Origin of the sequence: Caballeronia sp. LZ043 (assembly GCF_031451075.1) — a bacterium.
In the GTDB taxonomy this organism is placed as follows: domain Bacteria; phylum Pseudomonadota; class Gammaproteobacteria; order Burkholderiales; family Burkholderiaceae; genus Caballeronia.
Genome location: NZ_JARUXT010000003.1, coordinates 1,549,661 through 1,565,855 on the forward strand (window position 1 = coordinate 1,549,661; position 16,195 = coordinate 1,565,855).

General features: G+C 64.6%; 14 protein-coding genes. 9 read left to right on the top strand and 5 right to left on the bottom strand.

Translation table 11 applies throughout. The features are described from left to right. Window positions 1-2: 2 nt before the first annotated feature. Genes cyoB through cyoD form a run of 3 tightly spaced genes read left to right on the top strand, consistent with a single transcriptional unit; the run spans window position 3 to window position 2,950 of the window. The gene (gene cyoB, locus QCE64_RS27155) at window positions 3-2,009 is read left to right on the top strand and encodes a cytochrome o ubiquinol oxidase subunit I (protein ID WP_310007213.1); all 2,007 of its coding nucleotides are present in this window, start codon (window positions 3-5) and stop codon (window positions 2,007-2,009) included. Then, window positions 2,010-2,618 (top strand): cytochrome o ubiquinol oxidase subunit III, encoded by a 609-nt coding sequence (gene cyoC, locus QCE64_RS27160; RefSeq protein ID WP_310007215.1) that lies wholly within the window; start codon window positions 2,010-2,012, stop codon window positions 2,616-2,618. It abuts the gene before it with no gap. Continuing rightward, window positions 2,618-2,950: a cytochrome o ubiquinol oxidase subunit IV gene (gene cyoD / locus QCE64_RS27165; RefSeq protein ID WP_310007217.1), complete on the top strand. Its 333-nt coding sequence runs from the start codon at window positions 2,618-2,620 to the stop codon at window positions 2,948-2,950. The genes cyoC and cyoD overlap by 1 nt, the downstream gene beginning before the upstream one ends. A 48-nt stretch (window positions 2,951-2,998) precedes the next feature. Here the strand turns inward: cyoD and QCE64_RS27170 are convergent, their stop codons facing one another. The 3 genes from QCE64_RS27170 to QCE64_RS27180 are packed head-to-tail and all read right to left on the bottom strand — an operon-like array spanning window position 2,999 to window position 7,967. Continuing rightward, the gene (locus QCE64_RS27170) at window positions 2,999-3,277 is read right to left on the bottom strand and encodes a helix-turn-helix domain-containing protein (RefSeq protein WP_309925068.1); all 279 of its coding nucleotides are present in this window, start codon (window positions 3,275-3,277) and stop codon (window positions 2,999-3,001) included. A 15-nt stretch (window positions 3,278-3,292) separates the two neighbouring features. After that, window positions 3,293-5,155 (bottom strand): biosynthetic-type acetolactate synthase large subunit, encoded by a 1,863-nt coding sequence (ilvB, locus tag QCE64_RS27175; protein ID WP_310007219.1) that lies wholly within the window; start codon window positions 5,153-5,155, stop codon window positions 3,293-3,295. A 7-nt stretch (window positions 5,156-5,162) separates the two neighbouring features. Next, on the bottom strand, window positions 5,163-7,967 hold the full coding sequence (locus tag QCE64_RS27180) for a 2-oxoglutarate dehydrogenase E1 component (protein ID WP_310007221.1): 2,805 nt from the start codon (window positions 7,965-7,967) through the stop codon (window positions 5,163-5,165). Between the two features lie 322 nt (window positions 7,968-8,289). Between QCE64_RS27180 and QCE64_RS27185 the strand changes: the two genes are divergently transcribed. Beyond that, on the top strand, window positions 8,290-9,330 hold the full coding sequence (locus QCE64_RS27185; protein ID WP_309934062.1) for a GlxA family transcriptional regulator: 1,041 nt from the start codon (window positions 8,290-8,292) through the stop codon (window positions 9,328-9,330). Window positions 9,331-9,332: 2 nt separating this feature from the next. Further along, window positions 9,333-9,845 (top strand): G/U mismatch-specific DNA glycosylase, encoded by a 513-nt coding sequence (mug, locus tag QCE64_RS27190; protein WP_404987447.1) that lies wholly within the window; start codon window positions 9,333-9,335, stop codon window positions 9,843-9,845. Between the two features lie 11 nt (window positions 9,846-9,856). On the opposite strand, the gene QCE64_RS27195 is transcribed toward mug, so the two are convergent. Beyond that, window positions 9,857-10,786 (bottom strand): LysR family transcriptional regulator, encoded by a 930-nt coding sequence (locus QCE64_RS27195; RefSeq protein WP_309925077.1) that lies wholly within the window; start codon window positions 10,784-10,786, stop codon window positions 9,857-9,859. Window positions 10,787-11,057: 271 nt separating this feature from the next. Here QCE64_RS27195 and QCE64_RS27200 point away from each other — a divergent pair, with 271 nt between their 5' ends. The 4 genes from QCE64_RS27200 to QCE64_RS27215 are packed head-to-tail and all read left to right on the top strand — an operon-like array spanning window position 11,058 to window position 15,918. Then, entirely contained in the window at window positions 11,058-11,729 is a 672-nt protein-coding gene (locus QCE64_RS27200) for an antibiotic biosynthesis monooxygenase (RefSeq protein WP_310007224.1), read from the top strand. Next, window positions 11,726-13,288, top strand: a complete 1,563-nt coding sequence (locus QCE64_RS27205; RefSeq protein WP_310007226.1) for an MFS transporter — start codon at window positions 11,726-11,728, stop codon at window positions 13,286-13,288. Before QCE64_RS27200 ends, QCE64_RS27205 begins: the two co-directional genes overlap by 4 nt. A gap of 12 nt (window positions 13,289-13,300) precedes the next feature. Beyond that, window positions 13,301-14,383 carry an HlyD family secretion protein gene (locus QCE64_RS27210; protein WP_309934066.1) on the top strand — a complete coding sequence of 361 codons (1,083 nt, stop codon included), beginning with the start codon at window positions 13,301-13,303 and terminating at the stop codon, window positions 14,381-14,383. Continuing rightward, entirely contained in the window at window positions 14,380-15,918 is a 1,539-nt protein-coding gene (locus tag QCE64_RS27215) for an efflux transporter outer membrane subunit (protein WP_310007228.1), read from the top strand. Before QCE64_RS27210 ends, QCE64_RS27215 begins: the two co-directional genes overlap by 4 nt. Window positions 15,919-15,984: 66 nt before the next feature. Here the strand turns inward: QCE64_RS27215 and QCE64_RS27220 are convergent, their stop codons facing one another. Then, window positions 15,985-16,185: a copper chaperone gene (locus tag QCE64_RS27220; protein WP_309925089.1), complete on the bottom strand. Its 201-nt coding sequence runs from the start codon at window positions 16,183-16,185 to the stop codon at window positions 15,985-15,987. Window positions 16,186-16,195 lie beyond the last annotated feature (10 nt).

Sequence of the window (16,195 nt, forward strand, 5' to 3'; positions counted from 1 at the left end):
CCATGTTCGGCAAATTAACGCTCGAGGCGGTTCCGTACCACGAGCCCATCATCATGGGGGCGACCGTCTTCATGGCGATCGCGGCGCTCGGCACGGCCGGCCTCATCACCCGGCTCGGCAAGTGGGGCTGGCTGTGGCGCGAGTATCTGACTTCGGTCGATCACAAGCGCATCGGCGTCATGTATCTGGTCGTGGCCGGGCTGATGCTCGTGCGCGGCTTCGCGGACGCCGTCATGATGCGCATCCAGCAGGCCATCGCGCTCGATTCGCCGGGCTACCTGCCACCGCATCATTACGACCAGATCTTCACCGCGCACGGCACCATCATGATCTTCTTCATGGCCATGGCGCTGCTGGTCGCGTTCTTCAACCTGATCGTGCCCTTGCAGATCGGCGCGCGCGACGTGGCCTTTCCGTTCATCAACTCGCTGTCGTTCTGGATGACGGCCGTGGCGGCCATCCTGATCAACCTGTCGCTGTTCGTCGGCGAGTTCTCGGCCACTGGCTGGCTCGCCTATCCGCCGTTGTCGGAGACGCAGTTCAGTCCGGGCGTCGGCGTGGATTACTACATCTGGGCGTTGCAGCTGTCGGGCGTCGGCACGCTGCTGACCGGCGTGAACTTCTTCGTGACCATCGTGAAGATGCGCGCGCCCGGCCTGACGTGGATGAAGCTGCCCGTCTTCACGTGGACCGCGTTCTGCGCGAACGTGCTGATCATGGCGACGTTCCCGATCCTGACCGTCGCGCTCGCGCTGCTCGGCCTCGACCGCTATGCAGGCATGCACTTCTTCACGAACGACGGCGGCGGCAACCCGATGGTCTATCTGAACCTGATCTGGGCCTGGGGGCATCCGGAGGTCTACATCCTGGTTCTGCCGGCGTTCGGGATCTATTCGGAAGTGGTCGCGACGTTCTCGAAGAAGCCCTTGTTCGGCTATCGCATGATGGTGTACGCCACCTGCTGCATCATGGTGCTGTCGTTCCTCGTGTGGCTGCATCACTTCTTCACGATGGGCTCGGGCGCGAACGTCAATGCCTTCTTTGGCATCATGACCATGATCATCTCCATTCCCACCGGCGTGAAGATCTTCAACTGGATCTTCACGATGTACCGCGGCCGCGTGCAGATGACCTCGCAGATCATGTGGACCATCGGCTTCATCGTGACCTTCACGCTGGGCGGGATGACGGGCGTGATGCTCGCGATTCCCGGCGCGGACTTCGTGCTGCACAACAGCCTGTTCCTGATCGCGCACTTCCATAACGCGATCATCGGCGGCGTGGTGTTCGGCTACTTCGCGGGCGTGTCGTACTGGTGGCCGAAGGTCTTCGGCTTCAAGCTCGACGAGAAGCTCGGCAAGAAGGCCTTCTGGTGCTGGTTCGTGGGCTTCTTCGTGGCTTTCGTGCCCATCTACATTCTCGGCTTCATGGGCGCGACGCGCCGCCTGAATCACTACGACAACCCCGCCTGGCAGCCTTACTTCACGGTGGCGGCGATCGGCGTGGGCATCATCGCGCTGGGCGTGGTGTTCCAGGTCGCGCAGATCGTCGTCAGTGTCTTGCGCCGCAATCAGCCCGCCTATCGCGACGTCACCGGCGACCCCTGGGATGGCCGCACGCTCGAATGGACCATGAGTTCGCCGCCGCCCGCGTACAACTTCGCGCGCGTTCCGGCAGTGCGCGCGCTGGACGACTTCGCCCATGCGAAGGAAACCCGACGCGTCGATACCCGTCCGTACGCCGACATCCACATGCCGTCGAACACGAGCGCGGGCTTGTTCATTGGCCTCTTCTCGCTGATGTTCGGCTTTGCGGCGGTCTGGCAGATCGCCTGGCTGGCGGCGGCGGGCCTCGTGGGCGCGGTGGCGGTGGTGATCGGCTACAGCTTCCGCGACAACGCCGGCTTCATCATTCCGGCGGCCACGGTCAGGTCGATCGAAGAACCGAACGCGCCGCGACCGCCCGTCAAGGCCGGCGCGGAACGGGAACTGGAAATGGAGGTGCTGTAAATGTCGCAATCGACACTGACCGCGCACGGCGCGCACGACCACGGGCACGAACATCAGTCGCACTCGGTGTTCGGCTTCTGGGCTTACCTGATGACCGATTGCGTGCTGTTCGCGTCGCTCTTCGCTACCTTCGCGATGTTCGCGATGCAGACCGTGGGCGGGCCTACCGGCAAGGACCTGTTCAACCTGCGCGACGTGGCGCTCGAAACCAGCCTGCTTCTGACGAGCAGCCTGACTTTCGGTTTCGCGATGATCGCCGCGATGCGCCAGCGCACCGGCGCGGTGCTCGGCTGGCTGTTCGTCACGTTCGCGCTCGGCGCGGGCTTCCTGTGGCTTGAGCTTAACGAGTTCGCGCACCTCGTCGCGGAAGGCGCGGGGCCGCAGCGCAGCGCGTTCTGGTCGGCGTTCTTTACGCTCGTCGGCACGCACGGCCTGCACGTGACGGTCGGCTTGCTCTGGCTGGTGGTGCTCGTGATTCAGATGGTGGGCAAGCGCAAGCTGAGCGAACGCGACCTGCGCCGGCTCGCCTGCCTGAGTCTCTTCTGGCACTTCCTGGACATCGTCTGGATCTGCGTGTTTTCCTTCGTCTATCTCGGGAGCATCGTCTGATGGCTCATTCGCACGGCAATTCAAGCGATTTCCCGCACGTCACCGCGCGCGGGTATCTGATCGGCTTCGCGCTGGCGGTCGTGCTGACCGTGGCGTCGTTCTGGGCCGCAACGTCAGGCATGTTCAGCGGGGAGAAGGCGATCGTCATGCTGGCGGTGCTGGCCGCCGCTCAGGTCATCGTGCATGTGGTGTTCTTCCTGCACGTGAATGCGTCGAAGGGGCAAAGCTGGCATGCGTTGTCCTTTGCCTACACCATTCTGATGTCGCTGATCCTGATCGTCGGCACGGTGTGGGTGCTGCATAACGTGCATGCGTTGATGATGGCGCGTTGATTCACCGAACGACTGCAATTTCCGAGACAGCGTCTCGGAAATTGCCGTTCACAAACCGCTCCGCAACTCCGCGATAAACGCCCCGATCACCTCCTCGTTGCGCGACACGATGATGAACTGGCCCACGTGCCGCGCCACGAGCAAGCCGGCCTCGATCATCGCGGCAACGTGCGCGGAAATGGTCGACTGCGACAGACCGCTGCGCGCCTGAATCGCCTTGATTGGCAGGCCGCTGCCGAACGCGCCTTCCGGCTCCTTCAGCCACGTCAGAATCTCGCGCCGCACCGGACTGGCGAGCGCCTTGTGGATCAGATCCGCATTCATCATGTCCCTCGCTCCGCGTCAGAACATGTCGCTGGGAGCGCCAGCCGCGATGCTCCCGGAACGCGCCTCCGGATCCGAGCGCGACGGAATGAACGGGCCCGTAATCATGGTTTCATAGGTCTGCCCTGGACCGACCATCGGAAACACATCGGCATTTTCGTCGATCCTCACTTCGAGGAACGCGGGACCGTCGAAGGTCACGAAGGCTCTGAGCCTGTCTTCCAATTCATCCTCCCGCTCGACGCGACACGCAAACTCGAAGCCATCCGCCTGCGCCGCCAGCACGAAGTCCTTGCGATGCAGCGCCTTGTCGCTCACGGACATTCGACCGTCGTAGAACAGGCGTTGCCACTGCCGGATCATGCCGTCGCCGCGATTGTTGAGCAGCAGCACCTTCACCGGCACGCCATAAGTGCTCGCCGTCTCCAGTTCGCCCATGTTCATGCGGATGCTGCCGTCGCCGTCGATATCGATCACCAGCGCGTCCGGCCGCGCAAACTGGGCGCCGATGGCAGCAGGCAGGCCGAAGCCCATCGTCCCCATGCTGCCCGAGGTGAGGAAACTGCGCGGCTTGACGAAGTCAAAGAACTGCGCAGCCCACATCTGATGCTGCCCGACACCCGTGCTGATGATCGCGCGCCCGCCCGTGATCTCGCCGAGCATTTCGATCACGCGCTGCGGTTGGAGCGCCGGATTGCTCCTGTCGTAGTTCATTCCGTGCTCGCGCCGCAGCGCATCAACGTGCGCGGCCCAGGCGGACGCCGGACGCGTAGCCGGACCGCCCGACATGAGGGCCAGCAGCGCATCCTTCGCGTCGCCGACGTGACTCCATTCCACGCGTCTGACCTTGTTGATCTCGGCTTCATCGATATCGATATGCGCGACTGCATGCGCCTTCGACGCGAATGCTTCCGGCCGCCCACCCGCCACGCGGTCATCGAAACGCGCGCCCACGGCGATCAGGAAATCGCAGTCCTCGACCGCATAGTTGGCGCACGCCGCACCGTGCATGCCGAGCATGCCGAGGTTCAGCTCATGGCGCGCCGGCAGGTTTCCGAGGCCCATCAACGTGGTGACGACAGGAATGCGGTAACGCTCGGCGAACTGGCGCAGTTCGGCGCTCGCACCCGACGCGATGACGCCGCCGCCCGCATACAACAGCGGCCGCTGGCTGCGCGCGAGAAGCGCGAAGAACGCGGCGCGCTTTTCATCGTCGAGCCGCGCGCCCTTCGCGACCAGCCGAAGCCGGTCCGAATAGCCGCGATAGTGCAAGGTGCCGTGTCCGCGCCAGGCGCCCTTCCAGTTCTGCACGTCCTTCGGCACGTCGATCACGACGGGCCCGGGTCTGCCCGTGCGCGCAATTTCGAAGGCCGTCCGCAGGGTTTCTTCCAGCTTCGCCGGATCGGTGACGAGGAAGACCTGCTTCGCACACGCCGACATGATGTTGAACACCGGCGCTTCCTGAAACGCGTCCGTGCCGATGGCCGCGCGCGGCACCTGTCCGCAGATCAGCACGACGGGCACGGAGTCGCCGTTGCAATCGGCGATCGGTGTGACGGCGTTGGTCGCGCCCGGCCCGGACGTCACCATGAAGACGCCCACCTTCCCGCTGGCCCGTGCATAGCCCGCGGCCATGAAGCCGGCGGCCTGTTCGTTGGCGGGCACGACGAGCTTGATCTGCCGCTCGGGTTGGTCCGCATGCGTTTCGTTGAAGCGAAACACCGCGTCATAGGTCGGAAGGATCGCGCCGCCGCTGTAGCCGAACAAGGTATCGACACCTTCCTCGGCGAGCACGCGCAGGATGATGTCGGCGCCTGATATGAGTTCGCCGTCGCCTTGCACGGGCTCGATCGGGCGCTTCACTGCTGGATTACGAGTCATGTCAGTCTCACTTCGTGAATGCGTGGGTCAGCGCATCCGCTTGTCTTGCCACGTGCGTGGCGTGATGCCCCGGCGCGGTCGATGCCGACGCGTCCGGCCCGACATACGACAGTGCAGCGCCCGAAGGCAGAAGCTCGCGCAACTGCGGTTCGGCATAGCTCCATGCGCCCTGATTGCGCGCTTCTTCCTGACACCAGATCACGCGCTTCACGTTCGGGTAACGCGCAAGCTGCGCGGCGATCGCTGCGGCTGGAAACGGATACAGCTGTTCGACGCGTATCACGCGTGCATCGTCGATGCCGTGCTTGCGGCGATAATCGATCAGGTCGTAGTAGAACTTTCCCGACGTCACGATGACGCGTTCGACCTGTGCGTCATGCGCTGCATCGGCATGGGCGTGGGCGTCAGGCAGCACTTCCCGGAACGCGCCTTGCGACAACTCATCCAGCGTGCTCACGGCTTCCGCATGCCTCAGCAGCGACTTGGGCGTCATCACGACCAGCGGCCTGGCGTCGAACGCAAGCGCCTGCATGCGCAGCAGATGGAACAACTGCGCGGGGGTCGTCGGCTGAACTACGCGCATGTTGTCCTGTGCGCTCAGTTGCAGGTAGCGTTCGAGCCGCGCCGATGCATGCTCCGGCCCGGCGCCTTCCTGACCATGCGGCAGGAACAGCGTCAGTCGGCTGCGTTGCCCCCACTTCGCCGCGGCCGCCGCGATGAACTGATCAATCACCACCTGCGCGCCGTTCGCGAAGTCGCCGAACTGCGCTTCCCAGATCACGAGCGCATCGCGCTTCACCGTCGAGTAGCCGTATTCGAACGCAAGCACGGCCGCCTCGGACAGGATGCTGTTCGTTACCGTGAAGCGGCCTTGCACGTCGTGCACGTGATCGAGCGGAATGAACACGCCATCGGCGCGTTGCGTGCGCTTCTGGTTATGCAGCACCGCATGCCGATGATTGAACGTACCGCGCGCGCTGTCCTGTCCGCTCAGGCGCACGTCGATCCCCTTTCCGAGCAGCGACGCGAAGGCAAGATGCTCTCCCATGCCCCAGTCGACGCCCTTCTTGCCCCTCGCCATGTCACGCCGCGCGGCCATCATCTTGTTGACGAGCGGATGAAGCTCGTAACCCTCCGGCACGCTGGCGATGCGCCGTGCCCAGACGCCCACTAGCTCTCGCGTCGGGGCCTGGTAGCGGTCGAGCTTGCCCACGCCCGCTTCAGCTTCAACAGGAAGCGAATCGCCGCCACGCGCGCCGTCGAACGACGCGCGCTGCGCATCGACATAGGCATCGACCTGCTCGGGCGTCATCACGTGTTGCCGGATCAGCGTCTGCGCATAGAGCGTCCGCACGCCCGGATGCGCGGCGATCGCGCGATACATCAGCGGCTGCGTGATGGCCGGCGTGTCCTGTTCCTGATGCCCATGCTTGCGGAAACACACGAGATCGATCACGACACTGCGCCTGAACTGCGTCCGATAGTCGAGCGCAAGATGCACGGCCAGCGCCACAGCTTCGGGATCGTCGCCGTTGACGTGAAGCACCGGCGCCTCGATCATCTTGACGATATCCGTCGCGTAGAACGACGAACGCGTATCACGCGGATCGGACGTCGTGAAGCCGATCTGATTGTTCACCACGACATGCACCGTTCCGCCCGTGCCGTGGCCGCGCGTGTAAGACAGGCTCAAGGTTTCCATCACCACGCCTTGTCCCGACATCGCCGCGTCGCCGTGGATTTCCACCGGCAGCACGCTGCCGGTGTGGTTCGGGCCGAGTGCGTCGGCCTTGGCGCGCGCCATGCCCTGCACCACCGGATTGACGATCTCCAGATGCGACGGATTGAACGCCAGCACGACTTCCACCGGACCCTGCGCGGTTTGCGTCACGGTGCTGTAACCCTTGTGATACTTGACGTCGCCTTCGGGGAGCGGGTCCGCGTGCTTGCCGTCGAATTCATCGAACAACGCATGCACGGGCTTGCCCGCGATGTTCACCAGCACGTTCAGCCGTCCGCGATGCGCCATGCCCATGACGACCGAATGCACGTTCTTCGCGGCGCCATAGCGGACGAGTTCGTCGAGCAAGACGATCAGCGCTTCGCCGCCTTCCAGCGAGAAGCGCTTCTGCCCGACGAACTGCGTGTGCAGATACTTTTCGAGTCCTTCCGCCGCGGTGAGGCGTTCGAGAAAGCGGTGTTTCTCCTCGCGCGAAAACGAGGGCGCGGCGCGCGACGATTCGAGCCGAATCTGCCACCAACGCCGCTCGTTGGCATCGGAGAGATGCATGAACTCCGCGCCCAGCGTGCCCGTATAGGTTTGCTCCAGCGCCGTCACGATCTCGGCGAGGGTCGCGTCTTCGTCGAAGAAGTACGTGTCCGCAGTGCTGAAGCGCGTGGACATGTCGGCCGCCGTGAGACCGTAGTATGCAGGCGTGAGCTCCGGCAGCGCGCGCTGCGGCTCCCGTCGCAACGGGTCGAGACTGGCGCGGCGCGTCCCGATGGTCCGGAACGCAGTGACCAGCGATTGCACGGCCACCTGTTTCCGCGCGAGCGCGAGCGCGCCGTCGGCTTGCACGGCAACCGGCTGCGGATGCCGCGCGAGTTCGACGAAACCGGAAACGACCGGCGCATGCGGTTCGTCATCGCGGTCGCTGCCGTCGACGGCGGGCGTTTCGCGCAAAGCGTCGAAATAGCCGCGCCATTCGTCCGTCACCGAGGCCGGCTCGGCAAGATAGCGTTCATACTGCTCTTCCACGTAAGGCGCGTTGGCGCCGAACAGGAACGAGTTCTGGCGTTGTTCGATCAACATGATGGATGTCCTTCTTGCCTCTACGGCGTGGGGGCGCTCAAGCCGCTGCACGCCGTGGTTCATCGGAGACAGACCTGTCTACCTCATGAGATGAAGTCTAGTCAGCCGCGTCGTCAAGAGGACGCGCTTCTGGCGCCGTGGCGGGCCAAACGGCGTCGAATTCGGGCCACGCCGGCGCGAGCGCCTTGCGGAAGGCATGAAACGCGCTTGTTACACGGACGCAAAAGTCATTTACCGGACAAGGTGTCACTCGCGCGCGAGGGCTGGGATAGAGTGGGGCAATCGGTCTAAGTTGATCGCTTTTCCTCAGGAAGGTCAGGGCATGAAAGTCGCCATAGTTCTGTTCGACGGTGTGCAGGCACTCGACGTTGCCGGCCCGCTTGATGTGTTCGCGGAAGCCAATACGCATCTCCCCGCGGACCAGCAATATGAAGTCTCGCTGGTCGGACGCGAGGCGGGCCTGGTCACCTGTTCCAATGGCATGCAACTGGTCGTGCCGGTCGGCTATCTCGACTCGGATGTCCAATACGACCTGTTGCTCGTGGCCGGCGGCCCGCAGCTGCCCGACTGGAATCCGCCTGCCGACTTCCTCGCCTGGCTGCGCAGGCAGGCGCGGGGCGCGGCCCGCTTCGGCGCCGTGTGTAACGGCGCTTTCGTGCTGGGCCATGCCGGCCTGCTCGACGGCAAGCAGGTCACCACGCATTGGGCCGACGCGGGACGCCTCGCCCGAACCTTCCCGCAAGCGCGCGTGCAGCAGGACAAGATCTTCATGCGCGACGAACAGCTCTTCACATCGGCGGGTGTGTCGGCGGGCATCGACCTGTGTCTTGCGCTGGTCGCCGAAGACTGGGGCCACGAACACGCGATGCGCGTGGCGCGGCGCCTCGTCGTCTATATCCAGCGCGAAGGCGGACAGTCGCAGTACAGCCCGTATCTCGCCGAGGTCACGGAGGAAGCGCCGATCATCGCCAGGGTGCATCGTTATGTGACCGAGCATATCGCCGATGCGCTTTCCATCGAGCAACTGGCCAACGCGGTATCGGTGAGCCGCCGGACTTTTTCCCGCGTGTTCGCCCGGTATGCGCAGGTCACGCCTTCGGCGTTTGTTGAACAGGTGCGCGTCGATACCGCGAGAAAGCGTCTCGAATCGAGCGACGCACCCCTCAAGACCATCGCGTTCGAATGCGGCTTCCATAGCGCGACGCACATGCGCACCACCTTCGCCCGTCGTCTGAACGTCACGCCGAAGCAGTATCGTGCGCGCTTCCGGGACGCGCCCATGGCTCAGCACATATCGGCCCGTTCCAATGTGACCGGCTCGGTCTCGTTGCCCGAACTGGAAGAACTGGCGGAGGCCGCATAAGCTTGCCAACGATCCAGCCGCTCCCGGACATACTCGAACCCGGACTGAACGTCGTGTTCTGCGGCATCAATCCGGGCATGCTCGCCGCAGCGACGGGACAGCACTTCGCCGGCCGGGGCAACCGCTTCTGGCGCACGCTTCATCTCGCCGGCTTCACGCCCGAGTTGCTGCGCCCCGAAGACGGGCGCGCGATCCTTCAATACGGATACGGACTCACGACCGCTGTCGAGCGCCCGACTGCGCGTGCAGACGGTTTGTCGCGCGCCGAGATCGCAAGTGCGGCGGCATCGTTCGAACTGAAGATGCGCAGCCTCGCTCCCCGAACCATCGCGTTCCTCGGCAAGATGGCGCTGTCCGCCATGACCGGTCAGCGTGATATCTCGTGGGGCTCGCAACAGCACGGTATCGGCGGCGCACGCGTCTGGGTGCTGCCCAATCCCAGCGGCCTGAATCGCGCATTCAGCCTCGATGCGCTCGTGCGCGCCTATCGCGAGCTGCGTCTCGCCGTGGAATAGCCGAGGGACGTTCAGCGTCGCGCGGCCATCGTCCTGGCCACGCATTGCAGATGCGCGTTGCCGCGCAACTCGTCGGTCACGAATTCGAGGAACGCGCGAATCTTTCCGCTCGCGCCCCGGCGCTCCACATGCAGCAGACTCACCGGCACCGGATCGGGCTCGAAGGCCGACAGGACCGGTGCCAGCGTATGGCCGAGCACTTCCGGCGCCGCCTGATAGGAAAAGAGTTGCGTGATGCCCACGCCGTCGCTGGCAGCAGCGATGGCGGCGGGCGCGAGATCGACGATCATGCGCGGCTGGAGACGCACCGGCAGGCGTGCGCCGCGCTCGGCGAACACCCATTCCAGAGGATGCGTCACACCGGTATAGGACACGCAGTCGTGCTGCGTCAGTTCGCGCGGATGCAGCGGTTCTCCGCGCTCCTTCAGATAAGCAGGCGACGCATAAGTCCTGCGCCTCACGAAACCGAGCGGCACGGCAAACGTCGTCGAGTCGCCGAGATGTCCGATGCGAATCGCGACATCGACGCCTTCTTCCAGCAGCCGCGTCGTGCGGTCGACATACACCGCGTTGATGGTGATGTCCGGATAGCGCTTCGCAAACGCGTTGATCAGCGGCGCCACGAAGCGCTGGCCGAACAGCACGGGTGCCGACACGGTCAACGTGCCGACCGGCCTGACGTGCCACGCACCGAGGCGCGCTTCCGCATCCGCGAGGGCATCGAGCACCTGGCGGCATGCATCGAGGTAGTCGATGCCCGCATCGGTGGGACGCACCGAGCGCGTCGTGCGCGCGAGCAGTTGCGCGCCGGTGCGCGCCTCGAGTGAATTCAGCGCCCGCGATACCGCGGCCGTCGACAACCCCAACCGTTCCGACGCACTGGTAAAGCCACCGCTATCCACGATGGCGACAAAGACTTCCATCTCACGCAACCTGTCCATTTCATTTCCTACGCCGCGAACATCCGCTTCTGAATTCTAGGCGGCGATGCACGACGCGTGAGCGCCCTTGCAGCGCGTTGGCCTGATTCAAGAACGGATTGGCCTATGGAGAACACGGGACGCGAGCGGATCTTCGACGCCGGTCGCCCTGGCCCGAGCCGCACACTCATTGTCCCGATTCCGGCGCAGCCCGGACTTCAACCACGCAAGTTGCTCGCCGACAATTCAACCACCCCTAAGCACATCGCAACCGAACCAAGGAAGAGCCGTCATGTTCTCTGCAATGCTGGAAGTCAATCCCTATCGCGATCAGTTCGACGCCTATCTCGGCATGGCGAACATGCTGCGCCCCGAACTGCAGAAGATCGACGGCTTCGTCGACAACACGCGTTACGCAAGCCTCACGCGCGAGGGCTGGCTGCTGTCGCTGTCGAGCTGGCGCGATGAAAAGGCGCTGGTGCGCTGGCGCACGACGAGCCGCCATCACAAGATCCAGGAAGCGGCGCGCGACCGGGTGTTCGAGGACTATCGGCTGCGCATCGGCCAGACGTTCGCGGACTCGCAGATTCCGGACGGACACGTTCTGCTCGAACAACGTCTGGATGTGACCGAGGTCGGCGCGAAGGCAGTGACGCTGCACGATGCAAGCCGCAAGCCGGACTGGGTCAAGGAAGCCGGTGCGCAGGCGGTCGCGGCATCGCTGGGCCTCGATATCGCCGCGCCCGGTCTCATCACATGGGATGTCTTCGATGCGCTGCTCACGCCGGGCGATGTCATCGCGATAGCAACATGGCGCGACCAGGCCGCCGCCGATGCCTACGCACGCGAAGCCGCGCTCCCGAGCGACGTTCGTTCCCGCCAGATTTGCGTGATTCGTGAATACGGCATGTTCGACCGCCGCGAGGCGCCGCAATATTTCGAAGAGGCGCATCGAAAGGCATGAGCACGGCAGAGCATTCCATCGCCGCCGCACAGCCGCATGCAAAAAGCGCCGCGCTCTCGCCTCGTCTCGCCACGGGGCTGGCCGGCATGCTGCTCGCGTCCCTGCTGGCGATCCTGAACGAACAGGTCACGGCGATCGCCATGATTGACGTTCAGGGCGCGCTGTCCATCGGTCACGACGACGGCACATGGCTCACCACGCTCTTCGAAGCGGCCAACGTTGCCACGATGGTTTTCGCGCCCTGGTTCGGCATGACCTTCACGCTCAAGCGCTTCACGATCGGCGCGGTGCTGGCCACGATGTTCTTCGGCGTGCTGTGTCCGTTCGCACCGAACCTGGCTTCGTTGTACGCGTTGCGCGTGTTGCAGGGGATTGCGGGCGGCTGTCTGCCGCCGATGCTGATCATCGTCGCGCTGCGCTATCTGCCGCCGAAGGTCAAGCTGTACGGCCTCGCCGGCTATGCGATGACGGCGACCTTCGGTCCGGCACTGGGCACCCCGCTCGCCGCGCTGTGGACCGAGTACGTCAACTGGAAGATGGCGTTCTGGCAGATCGTCCCGCTGGGCGCGCTCGCGTGCACGGCAATCCAGTACGGCCTTCCCGCCGATGCACTGAAACTCGACCGTCTGCGCGCCTTCAACTGGACCGGCTTCCTCACCGGCGCCCCCGCCGTTGCGATGCTCGTAACGGGGCTGCTGCAAGGCGAGCGGCTGGACTGGTTCGAATCGGATGTGATCTGCGCGATGTTCATCGGCGGCGGTGCGCTGCTTGCCGTGTTCCTCGTGAACGAATGGTTTCATCCGCTTCCGTTCTTCAAGCTCCAGCTTCTGTCGCGCCGGAACTTCATGCACGGTCTTTCGACGCTCGCCGGCGCGGTGATCCTGCTGGTCGGCGTCGCCGCGATCCCGGGGCAGTACCTCGCGCGCATCCATGCTTACCGGCCGCTGCAAACCGCGCCGCTTTCCCTGCTGGTGGCGTTGCCGCTGCTGGTCGCGTTGCCGTTGACGGCGGCGGTGCTGAACATGAAGCGGGTCGATTTCCGCTGGGTCATGGCGACCGGACTCACGCTGATGGCCGCAACCTGCCTGATGGGCAGCTCGATGACCTCCGAATGGATCCGCGACAACTTCTACCTGCTGCAAGCCTTGCAGATCGCCGCGCAGCCCATGCTGATCCTTGCCATCCTGATGGGCGTCACCACCGGCCTGCCGCCGACGGAAGGCCCGTTCGCCTCGGCCATGTTCAACTCGCTGAAGACCTTCTCCGCCGCCGTGGCGACCGCGCTCATCGAAGGGCTCGGCACCGCGCGCGAACACTATTACTCGAACGTGCTGGTGGATCAGATCGGCAATCGTTCGCTGGTCGCGAATCAGGGCCTCGATGCCGCCGGCGGCCTCGGCGCACTCGCGCATCGCGTGCATGAGCAGGCGCAGGTGCTGACGTCCGCCGATCTTTATCGCGTCATGGCCTGCATTGCCATTGCGTTGCTGTTACTCATTCCGGTGTTACCCGTGCGCATCTATCCGCCGTGGAGCGCGACACCGCCCTCTCCACGCTAAGGGACGTCTGTCATGTCATCCTCAACCCTTTCCCAAACCCGTTCCCGTTCCGTTCGTATCGCCGTGCCGGTGGTTGCGCTCGCGGTTGTCGCAGGCCTGGGCTTCCGGCTGTCGTCTGATTCAAACACCGAATCCACCAACGATGCCTATGTGCAGGCCGATTTCACCCTCGTCGCGCCGCGTATCGCCGGTCAGATCGCCGATGTCCTGGTGCAGGACAATCAGACCGTCAAGGCGGGGCAACTGCTGCTGCGTATCGACGACCGTGATTTCCACGCCGCCCTGATGAGCGCCCAGGCGGATGTCGTCGCGGCCCACGCCGCCGTTGCGAACTTCGATGCCGAAATCGCGCGGCATCCCTCGCTGGTCGACCAGGCGCGCGCCACGCTGCGCTCCGATGACGCCGCCATCGACTTCGCGCGCGCCAATGCATCGCGCTATCAGAGCCTTTCGGAAAACGGCGCGGGCACGACGCAGGAACAGCAGCGCGCATCGAGCACGCTGGCGCAGCAACTCGCGCAACAGGCCCGCGACCGCGCCGCGCTCAGCACGACCGAGCAGAATCTCGCCGTACTGCATTCGCAGCGCGACAAGGCAGCCGGTGCGCTCGCGCGTGCCGAAGCCGCGCTGGAACAGGCCACGCTGAACCTGTCGTACACGGAGATCCACGCGCCCGTCGATGGCAAGGTGGGACGCCGCTCGGCGCGCGTCGGCGCGTTCGTGACGCCCGGCGCGCCGGTGCTGGCCATCGTGCCGTTGCGGGACGCCTATGTCGTCGCCAACTTCCAGGAGAACCAGATCGCGCGGATGCGGCCCGGCGAGAGCGTGCGCATCAAGGTGGACAGCGTTCCGGGCCGCGTCATCACGGGCCATGTGGAGAGCCTTGCGCCCGCGACCGGCGTGAGCTTCGCGCCCATCGCGCCCGACAACGCCACCGGCAACTTCACGAAGATCGTCCAGCGGGTGCCGGTCAGGATCGCGATCGATCGTCCGCAGGAAGCCGCCGATGCGTTGAGCGTGGGCTTGTCGGTGGAAGCGGAGGTGTCGGTGGGCAGGCAGCGTGAAGCGCTCGCTCTTGGAGGTGACGCCAGATGAACCCGAATGACATGCCGCTGCGCACGCTGGCGCTCGCCGTCCTTGCAAGCTTCGTGATAACAGGATGCACGGTTGGCCCTGATTTCGAAGCGCCGAAAACCACTACACCTGACGTGTTGGAACGAACGCACAACGCACAGGCCCCAAGCAAGCCCGTGCAGGCCGACTTCAATCCCGACTGGTGGACGCTGTTCGACGACCCGGTGCTGAACGCACTGCAACAGCGTCTCGCCGATGCCAACCTCGACGTGGCCGCGGCATCCGCGCGCTTGCGGCAGAGTCGCGCCGCACAGCGCGTGGCCGGCGCGGCCGCGCTGCCGACCCTCGATCGCGCGGCGTCTTACAACCGCGAGCGCGGCAGCGAGACCGGCGTGCTGTCGCTGCTGGGCGTCACGCCGACGCAAACCCAGCCGCAATCGGCATCGGGCAGCGCGCCGCTCGGCGTGGCGGGCATGCCCGGGTCGAAAGGCTCGCCTGCCTACGATCTCTATCAGGCAGGTTTCGATGCATCGTGGGAACTCGACATCTGGGGCCGCGTGCGGCGCGGCGTCGAAGCGGCGGGTGCGTTGTCGGAGGCGTCGTTCGAGGACCGCAATGCCATCCTGCTGTCGGCGCGCGCGGAACTGGCGCGCGATTACATCGACTTGCGCGACACCGAGTCGCTGCTCGACATTGCCCGGCAGAATCTGAACATTGCCCGCGATGCAGTCAGGCTCACGCAGATCCGGGTGCGCGAGGGCGTCACGACGGACCTCGATGTCGCCAATGCATCGGCGCAGATGGAGACCATCGAAAGCCTGATTCCGACGCTCGAAGCACGGCGCGATACCACCATCAACGCAATCGGCGTACTGCTCGGCGAACAGCCCGGCGCCTTGCGCGACGTACTCGCCGAAGCGCGGGACTTGCCGAAGCTGCCTGAACAGGTGCCGGTCGGCTTTCCGTCGGAACTTGCGCGACGGCGTCCGGACATCAGGAAGGCCGAGGCGCAACTGCATGCGGCGACCGCTTCCATCGGCATGGCGAAAGCGGACTTCTATCCGCGCATTTCGCTCAATGGCAGCGCGGGTTTCCAGAGCCTGCAACTCTCCAGTCTCGCCGATTGGGCGTCGGGACAATTTGTTGTCGGGCCGTCGATCACGTTTCCGATCTTCGAGGGCGGACGGCTCAAAGGCACCTTGCAATTGCGCGAAGCGCAACAGGCGGAAGCCGCAATCGTCTTCAAGCGCACCGTGCTCGAAGCCTGGCGCGAAGTGGACGATGCACTACTGGTCTACGATGCCGAGCAGCGCCGGCGCGAACGGCTCGCGTCCGTGGTGAGCCTCAACCAGCGCGCGCTTTCCGTGGCGGAGCAGCGTTACAAGGCCGGCGCGCTCGACTATCTCGACGTGCTCAACGTGCAGAAGCAATTGCTGGACGCGCAGAGCAATCTGGAACGCAGCAAGGCGACGGCCGCCGAGAATCTGATCACGCTGTGCAAGTCGCTGGGCGGCGGGTGGGAAACGACTTACGATCATCGTTTCGCCAGTCGTTGAGGGATCTGGCACGCCGCGCGTGCCATCCTTGTTGCTTCGTGCGCCCGGGCGGATCGCACCGCCACGCTACGCCTCAAGAATCTTCACGTCATAGTCTTCGTCCACAAACGCGACGATGAACTCCTCCGGCATCAGCCACGAATCGACGCTGACCGTCTTCGCGCCGATATCGACCTGGACCTGCGCGTCGGCATCGACGGTACGCATCGCGCGTTCGAGTGCGGCGATGTCTTCGGAATGGATCTCCTGCTTGACCGAGAATTTCATGATGTTGCTC

Bases quoted from the DNA above. Each gene is read 5' to 3' on its own strand.
- QCE64_RS27195 (WP_309925077.1), bottom strand. From the start codon at position 10,786: ATGGACAGGTTGCGTGAGATGGAAGTCTTTGTCGCCATCGTGGATAGC.
- cyoB (WP_310007213.1), top strand. From the start codon at position 3: ATGTTCGGCAAATTAACGCTCGAGGCGGTTCCGTACCACGAGCCCATC.
- QCE64_RS27205 (WP_310007226.1), top strand. From the start codon at position 11,726: ATGAGCACGGCAGAGCATTCCATCGCCGCCGCACAGCCGCATGCAAAA.
- QCE64_RS27180 (WP_310007221.1), bottom strand. From the start codon at position 7,967: ATGTTGATCGAACAACGCCAGAACTCGTTCCTGTTCGGCGCCAACGCG.
- QCE64_RS27220 (WP_309925089.1), bottom strand. From the start codon at position 16,185: ATGAAATTCTCGGTCAAGCAGGAGATCCATTCCGAAGACATCGCCGCA.
- QCE64_RS27210 (WP_309934066.1), top strand. From the start codon at position 13,301: ATGTCATCCTCAACCCTTTCCCAAACCCGTTCCCGTTCCGTTCGTATC.
- QCE64_RS27170 (WP_309925068.1), bottom strand. From the start codon at position 3,277: ATGATGAATGCGGATCTGATCCACAAGGCGCTCGCCAGTCCGGTGCGG.
- QCE64_RS27215 (WP_310007228.1), top strand. From the start codon at position 14,380: ATGAACCCGAATGACATGCCGCTGCGCACGCTGGCGCTCGCCGTCCTT.
- cyoD (WP_310007217.1), top strand. From the start codon at position 2,618: ATGGCTCATTCGCACGGCAATTCAAGCGATTTCCCGCACGTCACCGCG.
- QCE64_RS27200 (WP_310007224.1), top strand. From the start codon at position 11,058: ATGTTCTCTGCAATGCTGGAAGTCAATCCCTATCGCGATCAGTTCGAC.
- cyoC (WP_310007215.1), top strand. From the start codon at position 2,010: ATGTCGCAATCGACACTGACCGCGCACGGCGCGCACGACCACGGGCAC.
- ilvB (WP_310007219.1), bottom strand. From the start codon at position 5,155: ATGACTCGTAATCCAGCAGTGAAGCGCCCGATCGAGCCCGTGCAAGGC.
- QCE64_RS27185 (WP_309934062.1), top strand. From the start codon at position 8,290: ATGAAAGTCGCCATAGTTCTGTTCGACGGTGTGCAGGCACTCGACGTT.